Source organism: Candidatus Clostridium radicumherbarum (genome assembly GCF_045310525.1).
Lineage (GTDB): Bacteria > Bacillota > Clostridia > Clostridiales > Clostridiaceae > Clostridium_AT > Clostridium_AT radicumherbarum.
Window position 1 is genome coordinate 1180355 of record NZ_JBJHZY010000001.1, and the last position, 21655, is coordinate 1202009.

19 protein-coding genes are annotated in these 21655 nt (G+C 32.3%); 15 read left to right on the plus strand and 4 right to left on the minus strand.

What is annotated here, in order from left to right; all coding sequences use genetic code 11:
• Positions 1-331: 331 nt before the first annotated feature.
• Positions 332-4285 (plus strand): bifunctional metallophosphatase/5'-nucleotidase, encoded by a 3954-nt coding sequence (locus tag ACJDUH_RS05595; protein WP_406764172.1) that lies wholly within the window; start codon positions 332-334, stop codon positions 4283-4285.
• A gap of 66 nt (positions 4286-4351) precedes the next feature.
• Here ACJDUH_RS05595 and ACJDUH_RS05600 read toward each other — a convergent pair whose 3' ends face one another.
• Positions 4352-4621 carry a hypothetical protein gene (locus ACJDUH_RS05600; RefSeq protein ID WP_406764173.1) on the minus strand — a complete coding sequence of 90 codons (270 nt, stop codon included), beginning with the start codon at positions 4619-4621 and terminating at the stop codon, positions 4352-4354.
• Positions 4622-4703: 82 nt separating this feature from the next.
• Positions 4704-5288, minus strand: coding sequence for a hypothetical protein (locus ACJDUH_RS05605; RefSeq protein WP_406764174.1), 585 nt, complete (start codon positions 5286-5288; stop codon positions 4704-4706).
• Between the two features lie 145 nt (positions 5289-5433).
• Here ACJDUH_RS05605 and ACJDUH_RS05610 point away from each other — a divergent pair, with 145 nt between their 5' ends.
• The 7 genes from ACJDUH_RS05610 to ACJDUH_RS05640 all read left to right on the plus strand — a co-directional run bounded on the left by ACJDUH_RS05610 (position 5434) and on the right by ACJDUH_RS05640 (position 13889).
• Positions 5434-5928, plus strand: a complete 495-nt coding sequence (locus tag ACJDUH_RS05610) for a hypothetical protein (RefSeq protein ID WP_406764175.1) — start codon at positions 5434-5436, stop codon at positions 5926-5928.
• A 256-nt stretch (positions 5929-6184) separates the two neighbouring features.
• A complete protein-coding gene (gene adhE / locus ACJDUH_RS05615; protein WP_406764176.1) occupies positions 6185-8767 on the plus strand; it encodes a bifunctional acetaldehyde-CoA/alcohol dehydrogenase in 2583 nt (860 codons plus the stop codon).
• Positions 8768-8992: 225 nt separating this feature from the next.
• The gene (locus tag ACJDUH_RS05620) at positions 8993-9151 is read left to right on the plus strand and encodes a lmo0937 family membrane protein (RefSeq protein ID WP_406764177.1); all 159 of its coding nucleotides are present in this window, start codon (positions 8993-8995) and stop codon (positions 9149-9151) included.
• 16 nt (positions 9152-9167) lie between these two features.
• Positions 9168-9524, plus strand: a complete 357-nt coding sequence (locus tag ACJDUH_RS05625; protein WP_406764178.1) for an MmcQ/YjbR family DNA-binding protein — start codon at positions 9168-9170, stop codon at positions 9522-9524.
• 116 nt (positions 9525-9640) lie between these two features.
• Entirely contained in the window at positions 9641-10438 is a 798-nt protein-coding gene (locus tag ACJDUH_RS05630) for a hypothetical protein (protein ID WP_406764179.1), read from the plus strand.
• Between the two features lie 202 nt (positions 10439-10640).
• Positions 10641-13256 carry a bifunctional acetaldehyde-CoA/alcohol dehydrogenase gene (adhE, locus tag ACJDUH_RS05635; protein WP_406764180.1) on the plus strand — a complete coding sequence of 872 codons (2616 nt, stop codon included), beginning with the start codon at positions 10641-10643 and terminating at the stop codon, positions 13254-13256.
• Positions 13257-13433: 177 nt separating this feature from the next.
• Positions 13434-13889 (plus strand): CBS domain-containing protein, encoded by a 456-nt coding sequence (locus ACJDUH_RS05640; RefSeq protein WP_406764181.1) that lies wholly within the window; start codon positions 13434-13436, stop codon positions 13887-13889.
• A 38-nt stretch (positions 13890-13927) separates the two neighbouring features.
• Here ACJDUH_RS05640 and ACJDUH_RS05645 read toward each other — a convergent pair whose 3' ends face one another.
• Positions 13928-15205: an FAD-dependent oxidoreductase gene (locus ACJDUH_RS05645; protein WP_406764182.1), complete on the minus strand. Its 1278-nt coding sequence runs from the start codon at positions 15203-15205 to the stop codon at positions 13928-13930.
• A 215-nt stretch (positions 15206-15420) separates the two neighbouring features.
• Between ACJDUH_RS05645 and ACJDUH_RS05650 the strand changes: the two genes are divergently transcribed.
• The 7 genes from ACJDUH_RS05650 to ACJDUH_RS05680 all read left to right on the plus strand — a co-directional run bounded on the left by ACJDUH_RS05650 (position 15421) and on the right by ACJDUH_RS05680 (position 20625).
• Complete coding sequence (locus ACJDUH_RS05650) at positions 15421-15633, plus strand: hypothetical protein (RefSeq protein WP_406764183.1); 213 nt, start codon at positions 15421-15423, stop codon at positions 15631-15633.
• Positions 15634-15716: 83 nt separating this feature from the next.
• Positions 15717-16625 (plus strand): 3'-5' exonuclease, encoded by a 909-nt coding sequence (locus ACJDUH_RS05655; RefSeq protein WP_406764184.1) that lies wholly within the window; start codon positions 15717-15719, stop codon positions 16623-16625.
• 26 nt (positions 16626-16651) lie between these two features.
• Positions 16652-18160 carry a transcriptional repressor LexA gene (gene lexA, locus ACJDUH_RS05660; protein WP_406764185.1) on the plus strand — a complete coding sequence of 503 codons (1509 nt, stop codon included), beginning with the start codon at positions 16652-16654 and terminating at the stop codon, positions 18158-18160.
• A 101-nt stretch (positions 18161-18261) separates the two neighbouring features.
• Positions 18262-19530, plus strand: a complete 1269-nt coding sequence (gene murA, locus ACJDUH_RS05665) for a UDP-N-acetylglucosamine 1-carboxyvinyltransferase (protein WP_406764186.1) — start codon at positions 18262-18264, stop codon at positions 19528-19530.
• Positions 19531-19693: 163 nt separating this feature from the next.
• Positions 19694-19882 (plus strand): alpha/beta-type small acid-soluble spore protein, encoded by a 189-nt coding sequence (locus ACJDUH_RS05670; RefSeq protein ID WP_406764187.1) that lies wholly within the window; start codon positions 19694-19696, stop codon positions 19880-19882.
• A gap of 72 nt (positions 19883-19954) precedes the next feature.
• A complete protein-coding gene (locus ACJDUH_RS05675) occupies positions 19955-20284 on the plus strand; it encodes a hypothetical protein (RefSeq protein WP_406764188.1) in 330 nt (109 codons plus the stop codon).
• 38 nt (positions 20285-20322) lie between these two features.
• Entirely contained in the window at positions 20323-20625 is a 303-nt protein-coding gene (locus tag ACJDUH_RS05680; RefSeq protein ID WP_406764189.1) for a spore coat protein, read from the plus strand.
• 31 nt (positions 20626-20656) lie between these two features.
• On the opposite strand, the gene ACJDUH_RS05685 is transcribed toward ACJDUH_RS05680, so the two are convergent.
• Positions 20657-21559, minus strand: a complete 903-nt coding sequence (locus ACJDUH_RS05685) for a hypothetical protein (protein ID WP_406764190.1) — start codon at positions 21557-21559, stop codon at positions 20657-20659.
• Positions 21560-21655 lie beyond the last annotated feature (96 nt).

Below are 21655 nucleotides of genomic sequence, written 5' to 3' on the forward strand. Positions count from 1 at the left end.
GTTAAATTATACTATTAGCTGCATTAAGTGTTAATCTTTAATTTAAGTTTAAACATTAAATTTTTACTTATAATACATTAGATAAATTAATCTACCATAAGTGAAAGAAGAGCTTAAAATAATAAGAAAAATATTTAAAAATTTGTACTATTTTGTAATTGTTTATATAGCGTTAATTATAATTTGTGGTAAAATGTTATTACTAAGCAATAATAATACATACTTAGTAATATTTCACATATGACTTTATAATGTAAAAGGGGGGCAAGTCACAAAATGCATTTAAAGTTTTATAGTGAAAAGGATTCAAAAATAACGGGGAGGGAACTCAATGTTAAAAATCAAAAAATCCAAAATTCTAAGTTTGTTTATGACAGCTGCTATGATTTTTTCAAATCTAACAGGTTTAGGGGGCATAAACATTGTTAGAGCAGCTGGTACCGACAAAGTATTTGATTTAGTGGAAGTAACAGATTTCCACGGTGCTCTTGTAAGCTCTGACGCGACACCACTACCAGTAGCAGGAGTTCTTGCTAAGAATATTAAGGATTTAAAGGCAACTAATCCTACTAGAACATTAATTATTGGTGGAGGTGACCTTTATCAAGGTTCACCAATTTCAAATGTTCTAAGAGGGGTGCCAGTGCAAAAAGCATTTTCAAATATTGGTATGGAAGTTACTGCACTTGGAAATCATGAATTTGATTGGCAATTAGATACAGTAGTTAATACAACTATGAAAGACGCTAGTTACTCAATTGTTGCAGCAAACTTATACAATAAGAATGCTGATGGAACAAAGGGTACAAGAAAATTTGAACCTTACAAGATCATTGTTAAAGATGGTGTTAGGATCGCATTCATAGGCGCCATTACCGCTGAAGCAAAAGACATAATTATGCCAGCGTATACAGATAATTATATTTTTACTGATGCTGCTACAGAAGTAAATGCTTGTGCAGCAGAAATAAAAGCAGCAAATACTGCAGATGTAGTTGTTGCTATAATACATGCAGGAAATATATATGATTCTAATTATAAAGATACTGGTAAAGGCGAAATATATGATATAACAAATAAGTTAACTAATGTTGATGCAGTTTTTGGAGGACATTCACATAGCATAGTTACAGGTGTTGGTACTAATGGAGTACCAATATATATAGCTAACTATAATGGTAAAGGCTATATTGATGCAAAGATGACTGTAAAAGCTGATGGTTCTGTTAGTTTCGCAGCTCCTAGTGCAGCAAACTATATAGCAGTAGATACTACTGCTGCAAATGGGTATAAAAATGCTAGCCCTGTACAAGATCCAGAAGTTAAAGCAATTGTAGATGCAGCAAACACAGCTGTAGGCCCAACATTTGCTGAAGTTATTGGAAATACTGCAACGAATTTAACAAGAACTCAAGTGGGTGCACCATTTGGGGAAAGTATTCTTGGTAATTGGAGTGCAGATGTAGTTAGGAAAAGTGCAAGCGCAGATATAGGTATACAAAATAATGGTGGCTTAAGGACTGATATTAAAGCTGGTCCTATCACTGTAGGAACCATATTTTACTTTATGCCATTTGATAATGAAATAAATACAGTTTTGGTTACAAAGGCGCAACTAAAAGTTATACTAGAACAAGCAGTAAAAGATGGGGGTAAAGGAATACAAATATCCGGAATTAAGTTTACTTATGATTCTACTGCAACATCAGGAGCTAGAGTACTCAGTATAACTAGAGAAGATGGGACAGCAATAACAGATACAGAAACTTTAAAAATAGCTGGTCCAGACTTTGTAATAACCGGTGGAGACGGTTTCACTGGGTTTACAGATGTTAATGTAAGTAAAACTATGGTAAAAACTGGTGTACTTGTTAGAGATGCTTTACTTGCAGATGTAAGAGCAAATAATGCTATTAATTATACATTAAATACAAGAGTCAATAATTTGGCTAAGACTATTTCAATAGTAGGAACATCTGACCTACATGGAGCAATATATCCATTGGATTATAATACAGGAAAATCATCAAACGTTGGACTTGCTAAGATTTCAACCTATATGAATAACTTAAGAGCAACAAACCCAAATACAATGTTAATAGACAATGGAGATACAATTCAAGGAACTCCACTTGTGTATTATTACAATATGATTGACCAAACTACAGAATATCCAATGATGAAGGTAATGGGAGCCATGGGTTATGACTCATGGACACTTGGAAACCATGAATTCAATTATGGATTAACAACATTAAATAGAATTATAGGTGATGCTACAAAAGAGAAGATCCCAGTTTTATCAGCTAACACTTATAAATCAGACAATACAAATTTTGTTAAACCATATATTATTAAATCATTTAATATTAATGGAAAGACAATAAAAGTAGGGATACTAGGGCTCACAACAAAGACAATACCAAGTTGGGAAGATCCAGCACATTACGCTGGGCTACATTTTAACGACTTAGTAGATGAAGCTAAGAAATGGGTTCCTGTGGTTAGAAGTGCAGGCGCTGATGTAGTTATAGTGTCAGCACATACTGGAACAAGCAATTTAACTGATACAATTCCAGAAAATCAAGCAGATTTAATAGCAAAACAAGTATCAGGAATTGATGCAATTCTTGCTGGACATGCACATACTGGTAAAACTTATTCCTTTACAAATCCTGATGGAAAAGTTGTACCTGTAGTAGAACCAAAGAATGGTGATGGTATATTCAGCCAAATTGATCTCAATATTAATGCAGATGGAAAATTTGTAGGATTAAATGCAGCTAATGTTACATTACCTACAGATATAGTTGCAGACCCAGCTATACTTGCAATTGCAGATCCATATCAGACTAAAACTCTTGCATATACAAATACAGTAATTGGTCAAGCAACAGCTGAATTTGAAGGAACTAAACAAATAACTGAACCTTCATCAATAATGGAACTTGTAAATAAAGTTCAAATGAATGCAGCAAATTCACAGCTTTCAATTGCAGCTCCACTTAGTCTTACCGCAAAAGTTCCACAAGGAGATATAAAGAGGCAAGACATTATGGGAGTTTATGTATATGAAAACTTCTTATTTGGCGTAAATATGACTGGTAAGCAGCTTAAGGATTGGATGGAATTCTCAGCTAGATATTATAGAAAAGTGAATAATCCAACAGATGCCATAGAAGCAGAGTATACAATAGACAAAGATGGGAAAAAAGTTCAAACAATTATGGATTATAACTTGGATCAATTGTATGGGGCTACCTATGATTTAGACTTAACTCAACCAGCTTGTACAACAGATGCTAATGGAAGAGTAGTTATTGGTGGCACTGGAAGAATAAAAAATCTTAAGTTTAATGGAAAGCTTGTAAAGGATACAGATGTATTCAAAGTAGCAATAAACAACTATAGATACAACGGTGGCGGCGGATTCATGGCTGCAGCAGGTTTAACACCTGGTAGTGCTGCAACAATAGCTGCAACCTATTATGATTCTGCTAAGGCTCTTGGAGATGACGGACAAGTTAGAAACATGATGTTCAAATATGTTCAAGATAATAAAACAATTACTCCAACTAACAGTAAGAACTGGAAGGTTTGGACTGTAGCTGTTAGAGACCAGAATATTGTAGTACCAAATGATACTACAACTGTAGTTGATACTATAAAATCTTCGCCAGATAAGGCTATTACTAATGTAAATATAGACACAAATACAATAGTTTCTAAGGATATATTTACTGCGATAGCTGGAAAAGACCAGACTGTAATCTTCCAAAAGGATGGAGTAACTTGGACATTTAATGGACTTGATATTAAGCCAGAGTTAATAAAAGACATAGATTTATCCTTAAAGACCGTTAGTGCTGATCTTAAGGCTAAAGAAACAGCTAAAGCTAAGGCTATAGTAGGCAAAGATGTTGCTATCGCCTCCTTCTCCTTTGCATATGAAGGTAAACTACCAGGAAAAGCTGATATTAAAATATTTATAGGCAAGGATTGGGCTAATAGAACTGTAAATGTATTAAGATACTTTGCAGATAAGAACACATATGAAGTTGCACAAAAGGATGTAGCTGTAGATGCTGAAGGATACATTATATTTACAACAGATCATTGCAGTGATTACTTCGTAATAGATAACACAGCAATTTCTTCCTCTAAGCTTCCTCAAACTGGTTCAGCAGTTGACTTTACAATGGTTGTAGACTTTGGTGCATTAATTGCAGCTTTAGGAGTAGCAGTAGTTATCTATGACAGAAAAAAGAAAAAGGTTAATGCTTAATTACTAAAACTAGCTTAAAAAATAAAATGGCTGCAGGAGTAAAATCCTGCAGCTATTAACTTATGTTTAATTGCATATGAAGGCTTCTATATTTATAATAGGTACTTTAGCCAATATCCAAAGGTTTAAATTCCATACCCAGCATATCCAAAAATCTTCTGATAAATTTATTGGTTTTACCCAAAGGCCGGTATAGTCCTTAAGCCATATATAAGTGATTTTAAAGAAACAAGGAGTAAAGGTTATGGGCATAATATTATTAGACTTCGGAGGCCTGCACATGCCAAGTGCTCTTGCTCTATATATATCAGGAATATAATTTGGTGGAGGATGCAAGGGTGCATCAAAGGATTCTTTGGTTATTTCGCCTACAGGCGAAGGATCGTATTTACCTCAGCATCTCATCATAGCTTTTTTCTTAATGACAGGTAAAGCTTTCAATTTTTCTAAGATCCATTCCAAAATAAACCCATCTGCGGCCATCCCATCTATAGCCAGCTATTGAAGTTCTTCCAACATGGGTTATATAAGCCCAGAAGGAATCACCATTCCTTAACCAAATATAAGAAAATCTAAATTTACAGGGCGCTATAGCACCGGGATCTACAGCGTGTGTAGAAATACCGCCATGCATATGTGGTTCTTGTGGCTTTGGAGGCTTATACCCTGGTGGTGGAGATGACGGCATACCTTGATGTCCGCCATGGCCTCCAGGTGGCATTCCAGGATGTCCACCAGGTCCAACTGGCGGCCTTGGTGGTGGATTATTTCCACCTGGGAAATGCTGCTGTCTAAAATATGGGCAAGTGTAAATTGGAATAAACTCAGTAAAGTCATCATTAATTTCATCAAAGTTAAATCTATAGCTTCTGTCCATATTGGTTGCTACATCTTCATCAGGTTCGAATAATTCTTCATATTCAGGTAGGCTTTTATCTTTGCTTTGCTCATTATCAGTATTTTTTTCATCAAAGATTTCTTTATCGCCATAATTAAGATTCATTTTCAGACTCCTTTAAAAAAGATTACAGTACATTTTATGCTATAGTTTTGAAATTGGTTAATAATTTATTATTTAGAGCAAAAAGAATATGATATAATATACCTAATAATTCAGATTTCAAATTGACGATGAGGAGCAGCAACCGATGAAAGTAATGGAATTTATAGTTAAGATGACCTCTGCTTATACAGATGTTCAACTAGTAAAAAGCGGCTGGAAGGTAGAGGAGAAGGATAAGCTTTACACAAGAATTAAAGGAAAGTACAAATTTAGTTATATTATTAAAAGTTTTGGCAAAATAAGAATAAGTGAAATGACTGCACATTATGCCGCAGAAGATGCGGTCCTTGAGTTAGATAATTTGATAGAATTTGATTTTGAAGAAGCTTGGAGTATTTTATGGAATAAAAGCTATGAGCCTCAGTCTCTTGAAATTTTAATAAAGGGAAATATATTTGAGAAGTTAATCGATAAAGGATGGAAGCCTGCTGTTACAGGAGTCATTGATTATGTCCAAGACGACTACGATTTGAGCTATTACTATCCTTCCCCTGAAAGTGAAAATCTGTATAAGATTGTTGATGATAATCCTGGAGATGTACTATTATATGTGAGAAAAATTACTGCTGCATTAAGTTAATGCGGTATTTTTTCAGTATTGAATTGTTAAATAATAAACAAAGAATTATGATTTTATCTTATTTTCTATTGAAGATAAATTTATAAATAAATAAAAAACGTTTACAGATAAGTTGATATTCCTATGTTTGGGGAGTAGGGATTTAAAAAATACTTTGTGTAAAGTTTAACAAAAACTATTGCATTTTAAATTAAAAGGCTTTATAATAAAAACATAGTTAAATATTTAACAAACAAGTTCTGTAGGAGGAATTATTATGAAGGTAACAAATTTAGAAGAACTTATGCAAAGAATGGAACAGGTTAAAGCAGCTCAAAAGAAATTCTCAACTTACTCACAGGATCAGGTAGATGAAATATTTCGACAAGCTGCAATGGCAGCAAATAATGCAAGAATTAAATTAGCTAAAATGGCAGTTGAAGAAACAGGAATGGGAATAGTAGAAGATAAGGTAATTAAAAATCACTTTGCTTCTGAATATATATATAACCAATATAAAGATGAAAAAACCTGTGGTGTTATAGAAACAGATGAGGCTTTTGGATTAACAAAAGTAGCAGAACCAATAGGAGTTATTGCAGCTATAGTTCCAACAACAAATCCAACCTCAACAGCAATTTTTAAGGCGTTAATAGCTTTAAAAACTAGAAATGGAATAATCTTTTCTCCTCATCCAAGAGCTAAGATGTCAACTATAGCTGCTGCAAAAATAGTTTTAGAAGCTGCAGTAAAAGCTGGTGCACCAGATGGAATTATAGGATGGATAGATGAACCTACAGTTGAACTTTCACAGATGGTAATGTCAGAGGCTGACATAATATTAGCTACAGGTGGTCCTGGCATGGTAAAAGCTGCATATTCTTCAGGTAAACCTGCAATTGGAGTTGGAGCAGGAAACACTCCTGCAATAATAGATGAAACAGCTCATATAAAAATGGCTGTAAGTTCTATTCTTCTTTCAAAAACTTTTGATAATGGTGTAATATGTGCTTCTGAGCAAACTGTTATTGTTATGGATGAAGTATATGAGGAAGCTCGAAAAGAATTTGAGGAAAGAGGAGCTTATTTCTTAAAGGGTGAAGAAGTTGACAAAGTAAGAAAAACTATTTTAATTAATGGCTCTTTAAATTCAAAAATAGTAGGACAACCAGCAGCTAAAATAGCAGAAATGGCTGGTGTAAAGGTAGCTGAAGAAACTAAAGTGCTAATAGGAGAAGTAGAATCTGTAGAACTTGAAGAGGCCTTTTCTCATGAAAAGTTATCTCCTGTACTTGGAATGTATAGAGTAAAAAGCTTTGATGAAGCCCTTAAAAAGGCAGCAAGATTAGTTGAATTAGGCGGATTTGGACATACTTCTGTATTGTATACAGACCAAGTAAAATCAAAGGAAAGAATTGAAAAGTTCGGAGCAGCAATGAAAACCGGAAGAACGATAGTAAACATGCCTTCCTCTCAAGGTGCCATCGGAGATATTTATAACTTTAGACTTGCACCATCTTTAACACTAGGCTGTGGCAGCTGGGGTGGAAACTCAGTATCTGAAAACGTAGGAGTAAAACATCTTCTAAACATTAAAAATGTAGCTTTAAGGAGAGAGAATATGCTTTGGTTTAGGGTTCCAGAAAAAATATACTTCAAATTTGGTTGTCTTCCAGTCGCTTTGCGAGAACTTAAAGATTTAGGTAAGAAAAAGGCCTTCATTGTTACTGATAAGGTATTATATGATTTAGGCTTCATAGATATTGTTATAAAAGTTCTAGAGGAAATAGGAATTGATTACAAGGTGTTTTATGACGTTGCTCCAGATCCTACACTTGCTACTGCAAGAAAAGGTGCTGCAGAAATGGCAAGTTTTAAACCTGATACAGTAATCGCAGTAGGTGGAGGCTCACCTATGGACGCTGCTAAAATCATGTGGGTACTTTATGAGCATCCGGAAGTTCGCTTTGAAGATTTGGCTATGAGATTTATGGATATTCGTAAGAGAGTTTATACCTTCCCTAAAATGGGCGAAAAGGCTATGATGGTAGCAATACCAACCTCTGCAGGAACTGGTTCAGAAGTAACACCTTTTGCAGTTATAACTGATGAGAAAACAGAAGTGAAATACCCATTAGCTGACTATGAATTAACTCCTGATATGGCAATTGTAGACGCTGAGCTTATGATGAAGATGCCAAAGGGCTTAACAGCAGCTTCGGGAATAGATGCTCTTACACATGCCTTAGAAGCCTATGTATCAGTATTAGCTTCAGAGTATACCAATGGATTAGCACTTGAGGCTATAAGGTTGATATTTAAGTATTTACCAGCTGCTTATAATGAAGGTACTACAAACATTAAGGCAAGAGAAAAAATGGCTCACGCTTCAACTATGGCAGGAATGGCTTTTGCAAATGCTTTTTTAGGAGTTTGTCATTCAATGGCTCATAAGCTCGGATCAATGCATCATATTCCTCATGGAATAGCTAATGCCTTAATGATCGACGAAGTCATTAAATATAATGCGGTAGATAATCCAAGAAAGCAAGCAGCTTTTCCACAATATAAATATCCAAATGCGAAATTTAGGTATGCAAGAATTGCTGACTATTTAAATCTTGGTGGAAGTTCAGAAGATGAAAAGGTTGAATTATTAATAAAGGCTATACAAGACTTAAAGGCACAGGTTAATATGCCAAAATCTATAAAGGAAGTAGGAGTTTCAGAAAAGAATTTCTATATAACTTTAGATGAAATGTCTGAACAGGCCTTTGATGACCAGTGTACAGGAGCAAATCCAAGATATCCATTAATAAGTGAAATAAAGCAAATGTATATTAACGCTTACGAAAATTAATTCTGCTTTTAATTGAATCAAGTAAACCTTGTTTTTAAAAATAAATTGATTAATAAAATGCAAGCATAAGGAAAAAGGAGAGTTTATTTGATTTTCTACAATAAGCGATATTAAATACCATATATAGAGTTAATTGATAGCATATTATAATATTTAAGAATTGTAATTATACAAGAAACTCAGTAAAATATGAAATATAACATATTTTATATGGAGGTTTCAAAAATGGGATTTTTAAGATGGCTTGGTGGTATAGTAGTATTTTTCTGGGTTTTAGGCTTTATTTTTAGAATGGGTGGTAGATTTATTCATTTACTATTAGTTGTTGCAGCCCTTGTTTATTTATATGATCTTTTCTTTGGAAGAAAAAGAAATATTAAATAAGGTGGTGACCTAGTTAATGGATTTTGAAGAGCTTAAAAATTATTGCTTAAGTAAAAAGGGCGTAGCTGAAACTTACCCCTTTGATGATAAAACTACGGTTTTTAAAGTTGGTTCAAAGATGTTTGCATTAGCTAATAAAAATAGTAATCCTCTATCTATAAGTTTAAAATGTGAGCCATATCTTTCTCAGGACTTAAGGAGAGAATATAGTTCAATTACACCTGGATATCATTTAAATAAACTCCATTGGAATACCATTCAGCTTGATGATTGTTTAGAAGAAGAAAAGGTTTATTGGCTTATAGACTTGTCCTATGATCTTGTATTCAAGGGATTAAAAAACTCAGATAAACTAAATATTTCCCTTAAATAGTAAAAGTTTAAGCGGCGTTTATATTGACATTTATGGCAGTATAAAAGCCGCTTTACTATTCTGTTGAAATATTGATTGAATTTAGCTAATATTATTATAAGGATGTGAGGTAATCTATGAGGGGAAAATCTACTACTATTGGTGTAATAAAAAAAGAAGAAAAGCTAACAAAATTTCAAGCACTAAGTGTTTATAGAGCTTTTAAACATGCTAATCCAGGAATTAAGACAGAGATTAAAAAACTGAAGCATGAGCTTTTGCATGGATTATCAAGACATGATAGAGCAAGTGGAATATGGTTTTTAAATGTTTATAAAAAAGTCCTTGAAATAAGAAGTAAAAATATTTCTTTAGAAACTTTAATGGAAGCCTATAAAACTGATGATAAAAATGTAATAGCAAAAAAACTCCTTGCTTACTATTCTAATTATGGAATTGCTGAAGGAGTAATATTAGGTTCTTCTGCAGGTTTTCTAGGATTTATCTCTGAAGCCTCTTCAACCTTTGGTGAAATAGTTTGCTTAACTTATTTTCAGCTGTCTTTAATATATGATTTATCAATACTTTTTGAAAGACCATTGATAGATGCAAATAATTTAGAAATTTATAGGGTATTAAAGGCCTCCTTTGACATTAGTGAAAAGGATTTAATTCGTGGAAAGGTTTATGAATTAGTTGACAAAGGAGATAAGTTTATAGAGGAAAAGTTATTAAAAAATGATGGGACAGTTCTTCAAAGTGTTTTAAAAAATTTAGGCGTTGCAATTTACTACAAAGCAGAAAAAAATTTTTTAGCTAAAGCTATTCCAATACTTACATATATTTCTGGACCATTAGTCTGCATAACTTCTGACTATGAAGCTGTTAAAGCATTTGGTAAAAGAACCTTAAATATTTATTCGGGCATTGCATAAGGAATTTTAAAAAGTTAAAGTGTGTCTAAAAAATTAAATGAAACGAGCGTACAAGAAATATCTAGTAAATAAGTCTCTGTTGAATTTTAGTTTTTATTATAGATAGCACTTTTTTTATATTTAAAAAGAAATATTAAAAAAATTATTTTAACACATAATATTCATATACATTTTTTAATATATTCCAAAAGAGGTGTTTTTAATGAAGGTTACTAATGCTGATGAATTAATAATGAAAGTAAAACAGGTAAGGGAAGCTCAAAAAAAATTTGCACTATATTCACAAGAACAGGTTGATGAAATTTTTAGGCAGGCTGCCATGGCTGCTAATAATGCAAGAATTGACCTTGCCAAAATAGCAGTAAAAGAAACTGGCATGGGAATAGTAGAAGATAAAGTAATAAAAAATCATTTTGCAGCGGAATACATTTATAATCAATATAAGGATGAAAAAACCTGTGGAGTAATAGACAGAGATGAGTCTTTTGGAATAGAAAAGGTTGCTGAACCTATTGGGGTAGTTGCAGCAGTAATTCCTACTACAAATCCGACTTCAACTGCAATTTTTAAATCTTTAATTTCACTAAAGACAAGAAATGGAATTATTTTTTCTCCTCATCCTAGAGCAAAGAATTCAACAATTGCTGCGGCTAAGATAATTTTAGAAGCTGCTGTAAAAGCTGGAGCACCTGAAGGAATTATAGGATGGATAGATGAGCCTACACTAGATATGACACATATGTTAATGAGTGAATGTGATATTATTTTAGCAACAGGAGGTCCTGGGTTAGTAAAGGCAGCCTATTCCTCAGGCAGACCTGCAATAGGTGTGGGAGCTGGAAATACACCTGCTATTATAGATGAAACTGCTCACCTTAAAATGGCAGTAAGTTCTATTTTACTTTCTAAGACTTTCGATAATGGGGTTATATGTGCTTCAGAACAATCTGTTATAATCTTGGATGAAATCTATGATAAGGCAAGAAATGAATTTAAAGAAAGAGGAGCTTATATTCTAAAAGAGGATGAAATAGATAGAGTAAGAAAAACCATATTAAAGGAAAATGGGGCCTTGAATTCTGATATAGTAGGGCAAACAGCCTATAAAATAGCTAAAATGGCTGGCATTAATGTTTTAGAAGGCACAAAGGTTTTAATCGGTGAAGTTGAAGCTGTAGATTTTAAAGAAGCATTTGCACATGAAAAATTATCTCCTATTTTAGGTATGTATAGAGCTAAGAATTTTGACCATGCAATGGAAATAGCGATAAAATTAATTGAACTTGGAGGCTTCGGTCATACCTCAGTTTTATATACAGATCAAATTAAATCTAAAGACAGAATTGAAAAATTCGGTGCCAAGATGAAAACAGGTAGAACAATAATAAATATGCCTGCTTCTCAAGGGGCTATAGGTGATATCTATAACTTTAAGCTGGCACCATCCCTTACTCTTGGCTGCGGAAGCTGGGGTGGTAATTCAGTTTCAGAAAATGTTGGTGTAAAACATTTGTTAAACGTTAAAAGTGTGGCCTTAAGGAGAGAAAATATGCTTTGGTTTAGAGTACCTGAGAAGATTTATTTTAAATTTGGCTGCCTACCAATTGCTCTAAGAGAATTGAAGGAAATGGACAGAAAGAGAGCATTTATAGTTACAGATAGAGTATTATTTGATTTGGGTTACGTTGACTTAGTAACTAACACCTTAGAGGAAATTGGAATTGAAGCAAAAATATTTTATGACGTTGAGCCAGATCCAACCTTAGCAACTGCTAGGAAAGGAGCTAATGAACTTGAAAGCTTTAAACCGGATGTAATAATTGCACTTGGTGGAGGGTCACCAATGGATGCTGCAAAGATAATGTGGGTTCTTTACGAACATCCTGCAGTACGCTTTGAAGACTTGGCTATGAGATTTATGGATATTAGAAAAAGAGTTTATACCTTCCCTCACATGGGAGAAAAGGCATTAATGGTATCAATTCCTACATCTGCAGGAACAGGCTCTGAGGTTACACCATTTGCTGTTATAACTGATGAGAAAACAGGAATAAAATACCCTCTTGCTGATTATGAATTAACACCAGATATCGCTATAATTGATGCCGAGCTTATGATGAAAATGCCAAGAGGATTAACCGCTGCTTCAGGTATAGATGCTTTGACACACGCAATAGAAGCTTATGTATCCGTACTAGCTTCTGAATATACAAATGGCTTAGCACTTGAGGCAATGAGGCTTATATTTAAGTATCTTCCAGCAGCATATAGCGAAGGTAACACTAATGTAAAGGCTAGGGAAAAAATGGCTCATGCTGCAACTATGGCAGGAATGGCCTTTGCAAATGCTTTCCTTGGTGTATGCCATTCTATGGCTCATAAATTAGGTGCTATCCATCATGTTCCCCATGGAATTGCAAATGCACTTTTAATAAATGAAGTTATAAAATTTAATGCTGTTGATAATCCTAGAAAACAGACAGCTTTTCCGCAATATAAATATCCTAATGCTAAATGGAGATATGCACAAATAGCAGATTATTTAAGACTTGGTGGGGATAATGAAGAAGAAAAAATAGAAAATTTAATAAAGGCTATAAACAAGTTAAAGGAAAAGATAAATGTTCCTAAAACTATTAAGGATGCAGGAGTTTCAGAACAAAAGTTTTATGCTACCTTGGATATAATGGCTGAAGAAGCCTTTGACGATCAATGTACTGGAGCAAATCCAAGGTATCCGCTAATTTGTGAATTGAAGCAGATGTACATCAACGCCTTCGAAGGAACTCCTGGGAAAAATAATAATTGCATAGAATAATTATAAGTATATATGAGCTGGGGCTACTTTTTATATTTACAACAGCCCCAGCTACATTTTGAATATTATTTAAAGTATTTGTAAATTTTATAAGGTTTCAAAGAAACTCTGGCCTACATATGCTATAATATAAATGTAAATAATTAAAAAAATAAGGTTTAGGAGAATGAATACAGGATGAATATAGCATTTTTTCTTACACCTAAAAGTGATGTTATCTATGAAACTGAAACTTCAACTTTAAGACAAGTTATGGAGAGAATGGAGTATCATAGGTATACTGCAGTTCCAATTATTGATGATAAGGGGAGATATGTAGGAACTATAACGGAGGGGGATTTGCTTTTCGAACTAAAGAATAACCCGCAGTTAACCTTTAAGGAAACTAACACTATAAAGGTATTTGAAATACCTAGAAGAGTTATTAACAAGCCAGTATCTATTGATGCTGATATGGAAAGTCTAGTCACATTGGCAATAAATCAGAATTTTATTCCAGTTACTGATGATGAAGGTATTTTCATAGGTATAATAAAAAGAAGCGAAATAATAAATTATCTTTATAATTTTGCTTTAAAGACCCAGACAGAATGTATATTTAATGTTGAATATGCAGCTGGAGTAAGAAAATAAATTAAAACAAAATGGAGAGCTGGACTCTCCATATTTTATTATATAAGTGCTTTTGAAAATATGTCTTTCAAACCTAAATCCTCAATTCTTTTGGCTATTTCAGCATTATCAATGCAGTAGAGCCCTAATTCTTTCATCCTTGTAAAATACTCACTTCCTGAAAAAGTATGGCGTACCTTTCTCCCTCCTAATGTATTTAGTCTATAATTGGCATAAAAAATTAAATCCCCAATAGCAGTTTTATTTGGCAATATCAAAAGAGGTATATTTAATAAATATCTAACAGCATTATGACCTGCCAAGGCACCAGTACTTATCGCCTCCGTATGTCCTACAAAAAAGCCTGATTTTTCACCTGCGCAAAAAAGGTTATCCGTGCCTTGCACCTTCATGGCATCAGATCTAGGTGCTGCAGATAAATATCTTATGGAATTACCGTTTCCACCAGAATAAGGATCCATAAATCGAACGTCTTCTAAACCTTTAAGCTTTCTTAGTTTATCTATTGGATAATAGGGAGTCATAACTTTGATATGGCCTGTATCTAACAAAATAAGATTTTCTGCAAATTCTTCCAAGGCATATTGCTGGCAAACTTTTAGTTTTAGCTTATCTTTATTTTGATCTTCACTTGGAACTTTTAATATTGCTAAACCTTTGTCACTAAGTTCTTTTAAAAGTTCCTTAGAAAGGCTATCTCTAGATATTTCGCAGGATCCACTAAAGGCACCAGGAGTACCATTTTCTCTTTCACCAATAATATCCTGCACTCCAGCTTTTGCACTTACACTCACTCTAGGGCCAAAGGTTGGACATCGCAAAATACACATTACACATCCATGGCCGTATCTAGAACAATTGTCCATTGCACCTGTAGAGCCGGTAGCATCAATAAAAACATCACCAAAAATTAATGAATTATCCGAAAGCTTTAACGCCTTAATTTTATTAGCTTCCATAACTACATTTGAAACTCTAGAAACTAAGTTTATTTCAATACCATAACTTAATAAATATCTTCTTACTTCCGGTTCTAGCTTATTTACATCACATAAGGTTGCATGTTTGTGTTCAGGAAAATCAACATTTCTATGCACTGCATTTTCATCAGTAATTTTGATTAAATCTCCTGCGCCTAAATTTATTAGTTCTTCTGCAGCAGTATATCTTCCGTTGTTTCTCATAATACCACCAACGTTTCCCAGGCCTAAAAGCAAATCAGTTTTTTCGTAAATAGAAACTTCTGCTCCAGCTTTTTTAGCTGTAATGGCCGCAGAGCAGCCTGCCCAGCCGCCACCAATAATTATTACCCGCATTTATCTTCCTTTTAAAAATTGCTGTTATATTATTATATGCCGATACTACATATTAGGACACTAGGAATTTAACTTTTATAAAATACACATAATATAATTGAAATAAAATTTAAAGGAGGAAGAATAATCAACAATTATTATGTAATGAAGAGAAATTTTAGGAGGCATAACAATTAATAATTATTATGTACCCCAGAGAAATACAGGAGGGTTTTATGTTAGAAAAAAGTCACATAGATTTAGGAAAGCTAGAAAGAGTTCCATCAGGTAAACCATTTGAGTACAAGGATGTGGTAAGTGATAAGCTTGATTTGCTTAAGCATACTGAAGATGGAAAAAGGTTTAAGGATGAAGTGGAGAAGGGGCTTTATAATAATATTAAAATTGAAAAAGATACTGGAAGTCATTTATTGTACAAAAAATTATAAAATAAAAGCTAGAGATTTGTTCTCTAGTTTCGTTTTTTTTGTTATAATATAATTTGCTAACTAGAATATAGGGGATGGGGTTTTTGAATTATGTAATATTAGATCTTGAATTTAATAATTTAAGAGAAATAACAGAATTTTATCCGGATTTTTACGAGAATAATCCAGATTTAATAAATGCTAAATATGAAAATGAAATTATAGAAATTGGAGCTATTAAATTAGACAGAACCATGAAAGAAACCGGCAGATTTAAAACTTATGTTAAACAAAATATTTATAAGGTTTTAAATCCAAGAGTTTCTGAGATTACAGGAATTACTGAAGAAAAGCTTAAAGAAGGGATTGGCTTTTTAGATGCTTTAAATGATCTTGGAGAGTTTGCAGGACAGGATTCAATTATATGTTCCTGGGCAAAAGATGATATTGCAGAAATTATAAGAAATGCTGATTATTATAATTGCAGCGCTATAGGTTGGCTTTCTGGATATATTGATCTACAGGAGTATTGTACAAAAATATTACTTGAGAAAAAGTCTATAAGTTTAATCCATGCATTAAATAGATTAAGAATAAAGGTAAAAGAAGATGAACTTCATGATGCTTTAAATGATGCATATTATACTTCTGAAGTTTTTAAAAGAATGTACAATGATAGAGCAGTTAAGAGTTTTATCGTAAGGGATATAATTAATATGCCGTCTATAATGATAAGGGATCTTGAAAAATTTCAATTAGAAGAAGAAAAGGCTAAACTTTCTTGTCCTAAATGTGGTTCTTTAGTAGAATTAGAGTATCCCTTGAAGCTATTTAAATGGAGATTCATAGGAATTGGAAGCTGCCATAATTGTAACAGCAAAATTCTTCAGAAAGTAGTAGTTAAACAAAGCCTTGCAGGAGATAAGGTATATTTAAATGACAATAGATTTTTAAATGATAAAGAATACATAGAGTTAGTTGACAGGTTTGAGCATAATAAAATGATTGATTAATCATAAGGGGAAGGCAGGAAATTAGAATGCAGCTAGATGGAATACAAGAAAAAATTATTAGAAGTAAACCAAATAAGTTAAGCCTTATAAAAGGCAGTTGCAACACGGGAAAAACAACAATTGCTGTATATAGGACGCTTTATCTTAAAAATAATTATTGTTTATTTGATGATGATAAAATTCTTATACTTGCCAAGGACAGCAGAAATAGAGATCAAATTCGAGCTATGTATAATGTAATCGATGATGATACCAAATTCGATTATAAAACTTTATTCACAAATAATGTTGATAGGGTTGATGTATTAACTGTAGGGGATATTATTAACAGATATTATTTTAAATATACGAATACAGAAAAGAAATGGTTTAAGGTTATTCAAGAGGAAAAGGAAAAGACAGAGATTATTAGACAGTGCATAGATAAAATAAGTAATCAATATGAAAATTTAAGAATACTAAAAACGGCAAAAATAAAGTTTTTTATTGATGAAATAGATTGGATAAAAGCATGCGGCTACAGAGATTTGGATGTTTATCAAAATTCTAGTAGAATAGGACGTAAATGCAAAAAAGGTGAAGGACCCATTAGATTGTTAAAAAATTCCAAAGAAAGAGCAGCAATATATGAAATCTATAAAACCTACAATGAAATTCTTCTAGAAAATGGCCTTATAGATAAGCTGGATATATCTTATTTAGCCTTAATGGAGGCCCAAAAAACCTTTGATGGCAAGTATACACATATAATAGTGGATGAAAGTGAGAGTCTTACAAAGACTCAATTGGATTTTATAAAAGCACTTTTTATGAACAAAAATTATTCAAGCCTTATGTTTACAATCAATAAGGATGAGGCATTAAATTTTAAAGCATGGTTTATTAAAGGCAGAAGGATAAAGGACTTAAAACTAGACTTTGCAATAAAAAACTATAATTTAGCTAAAACCCATTGTAACCTTAATGAAGATACTTTTAAAGAAGCAGCTGCTGCAATAGACATAAGAGAAGACAATATTGGTTCAATGGAATGCTTTCAATATATAGACATTAAGCATCATGTAAAACATATATATAAAAGAGATGCAGATTATGATAAGGAAATTATAGCTTTAGAAACTAACGAAGAAATAGTTTATTCAGAGAAAGATTTATTAGAACTGCCTGTTTATAGCGATATTGCAGCAGGTGAACCAATAATGATGAGCTCTGAAGTTTCTGATCAATTTTACCTTCCAGAATATTGGATAAAAGGCGGTAAACAAAATTTTATTCTAAAGGTTAAGGGAGATAGTATGATTGGAGCAAATATATTTGATGGAGACTATGTTGTAATTAAAAAGCAAAGTACGGCACAAAATGGAGATATAGTTGCTGCTGACATAGAGGGCAGCGCAACCTTAAAAACACTTAGTCTAGGTAAAGATGTTCCAATGCTTATGCCAGAAAATGAAAAGTATAGCCCAATATTTATACATGATAAACAGGTTTCTATTTTAGGTGTGGCAGTAGGTATAATAAAAAAACAAAATTGAGGAATAGTTTAAAAAGCTATTCTTTTTTTTATTTGTTGTTACCATAAAGCTTGTTTATACATATTATGAAAGATAATCACTATATAAACTAGGAGCAAGAAATGAGGTATTTACAGGTAAAACATTCAGAAATGCTTACAGGTACGGTAAAGATACCGGGTTCAAAGAATAGTTCCTTAGCATTAATTCCAGCATGTTGTTTAGCAGATGAACCAATTATTTTAAAAAATATTCCCCATATTTTAGATATTAAGAGAGTTTTGGAAATTAGTAAGGATATTGGTTTTTCAATTGCGAGAAAAGAGGACAATTTAATCTTAGATCCTACTAGAATTAAGAATTCTATAATCGAGCCCCAAAAGGCCTCTGCCTATAGAGCTTCTTATTATTTTATTGGAGCCCTCCTTCATAAATTCAAAAAAGTTTCAATAGGATATCCCGGAGGAGATAATTTTGGCTATAGACCAATAGATCAGCATATAAGCGGACTCAAGGCTTTAGGTGCAAAGTTCAGTTTCTATAACAATCATTATGTGGTTGAAGCAGAAGAACTAATAGGCTCTGAAATAACCTTTGAGAAACTTACTTTTGGAGGAACTATTAATATAATACTTGCAGCAGTAAAAGCAAAAGGCTCAACCATACTAAAAAATGCAGCAAGGGATCCAGAAGTTGAAGACTTAGCTAGTTTATTAAATAAAATGGGTGCTAACATAAAAGGTGCAGGAACTGATACTATAATTATTGAAGGTGTTACTACATTAAAAAGCTGTATTCATTCAGTGATACCAGATAGGTTAATCGCAGGTGCTTTATTAATGGCAGCTGGATCAAGTAATGGCAGAATTACTGTTGAAAACGTAATACCTTCTCATCTAGAATCCTGTATTCAAAAATTAAGGGAAGCAGGATTATTTATAGAATCTAGTGAGAATAGTATAACTGCAAATGCTAAAAATAAACTAAATGGAATTTCTGTAGAAGCAGGAATGTATCCTGAGTTTGGTACAGACTTTCAACAGCCACTAACTGCTATGCTTACTGGTGCTCATGGTACGAGTGTAATTGTAGATAAAGTGTATCCCGGAAGATTCAATCACTGCAGGGAATTAAATAAACTTGGAGCAAAAATTGAAATACAAGACAATAAGGCTATTATACAAGGGAAAAGCTTTTTAACTGGTGATTGGGTTAAGGCCACCGACGTAAGAGCAGGCATATGCCTTATTTTAGCTGGATTAAGCGCTGAAGGAACAACCTATATAACAGGTATTGATCATATTGAAAGAGGATATGAAAATTTAGTCAAGGATTTTTCCTGTCTAGGAGCTGATATAATTCTCTACGATAGTGATGTTAAAAGAAATTAAAATTATTAGTAGAAAAATACAAATATGTTTATTTTAATTCTTCCTGATAAAATTTGAGTTTCTTGGTTTAAATTTAATAGTGTATTATTACAAAAAAAGAGCAAACTTATATTACAACACCAAAATAACTATAAAATTAACTGACTAAAAGGAGGAATTAATAATGGCAAGAAATAAGGCTCTAGTACCTCAAGCAAAGGCAGGATTAGATAGGTTTAAAATGGAATCTGCTAAAGAAGTTGGCGTTAATTTAAAAGATGGTTATAATGGAGATTTAACTTCAAGAGAAGCAGGCTCAATTGGCGGACAAATGGTTAAAAAGATGGTTCAATCCTATGAACAAAACCTATAGTAAGGCAATATACATTTTATATAAAAAGGCTGAAACCTAAGGTTTTAGCCTTTTTTTTAAAGGAGGTTTATAATGCTAGCTCCACATGAAATATTAAATATACAGGAATTATTTAATAAAAATTTATTAGAGGCAAAGATGCTTACAAATAATTTATCTATGGTTCAAGATGAGAACTTAAAGCAAACAATGCAGGAACAGCTTCAAGGCAAAAAAACAAGACTAAAAGAACTGGAGGATTTTATAAATACCCAGATGAACAGTCAAAATAACAATCAAAACAACCAAAATAATAATCAAAACAATCAAAACAACCAAAATAATAATCAAAACAATCAAAATAACCAAAATAATAATCAAAACAACAATCAAAATAGCAATCAAAGTAACAACCAAAGTTAATTAGATATATATATGTATAACATAAAGGAAGTGATAGTTTGACTTGGATAAGTAACATATTAGGTAATGAGAATAAAGGCACTTTAAGTGATAAAGATTATGCACTAGAATTTATAAATACATCCAAAGTAGATATTAGAATGCTTAGCAAATGCATTACTGAAGCTTCTAATGCCGAACTTAGAAAAATATTTACTAATCAATTAAACGCTTCAATAAATGATTACTTTAAGCTTTCAGATTTAGCTAATCAAAAGGGCTATTATAATGCCTTTGCAGCTCCAAGTTCACAAATTCAACAGGACATTCAGGAAGCGAAAAATTTACAAAATCCACAATAACATATTAAAAAAAGGCACATATCGTGCCTTTTTAAATTAAGTCCATAATAGGTTTTGAAAGAAAATTATCTACTATACCTTCTGAAATATTATTAATTATTATCTTGATCTCACTATTAATAAGTAATATGTCATAATTATTATTAATGAAATTTGTAGTAAGCTCATCTATTAAATTTAAATCACTTAAACTCATATTACAAATCTCAATTTCTAATTTTTCATCAATTAAATTTAATATCATATCAATAAAACTTGGCTTTGCAATATTTTCTGAAAGTGCATTAGTTAATGAGTTTATAATAGCATTCCTTCCTTCAACTGGGAAGTATGTGCTAAATTCTGATATTTTCTTTTTCATTATTTTATCTATTTCTTTATTAATAAAATTAATTATTTCAAGAACATTCTTTGGTTCATTTAAATAATCTTCAATGGAGATTTTTAACTTGCTGTATATATTATTGACATTTATAAATCTTGATACCATAGGACCCATACCATTTATCACATTATTTATTTCTGCATAAATCCTTTTTTCTATTTCTTTGCTTGATAATATTTTTTTAAATCCAGAAATAAGATCATCTTTATGATTATATATATATACTTTAAGACTGTTGATTACAGCAGGGGGAATTGTCTTTTCTAATGTTTTATTAGATTTTTCTAAGGCACTTAAATTATTATCTATTAAAATAGATATTTGATTTTTAAAGTTTTGAGATTTAATGGTATTTAAAAGCTCCTCTTTGAATTTAGATTTAATATTTTTATAAGCAGTACTTTGAATTAATTCTTTTTTATTATCTATAATTATTTTTTTAAATTCCATGCTCATATGTTTACTTAATGATTGTTTAAAACTCTCCTTTTTTAAGTTTTCCATAAGATAATCATTAATCTGTATTTTTAATTCAGCTGATTTTTCCACTTTATTCCTCCTTTTAGTTGGAACACGGGGTAATTTAACCTCGTTCGCTCCGCTCACAAATTACCCGTTAAAGCCCATTTAGGGCTTCTACCTCGT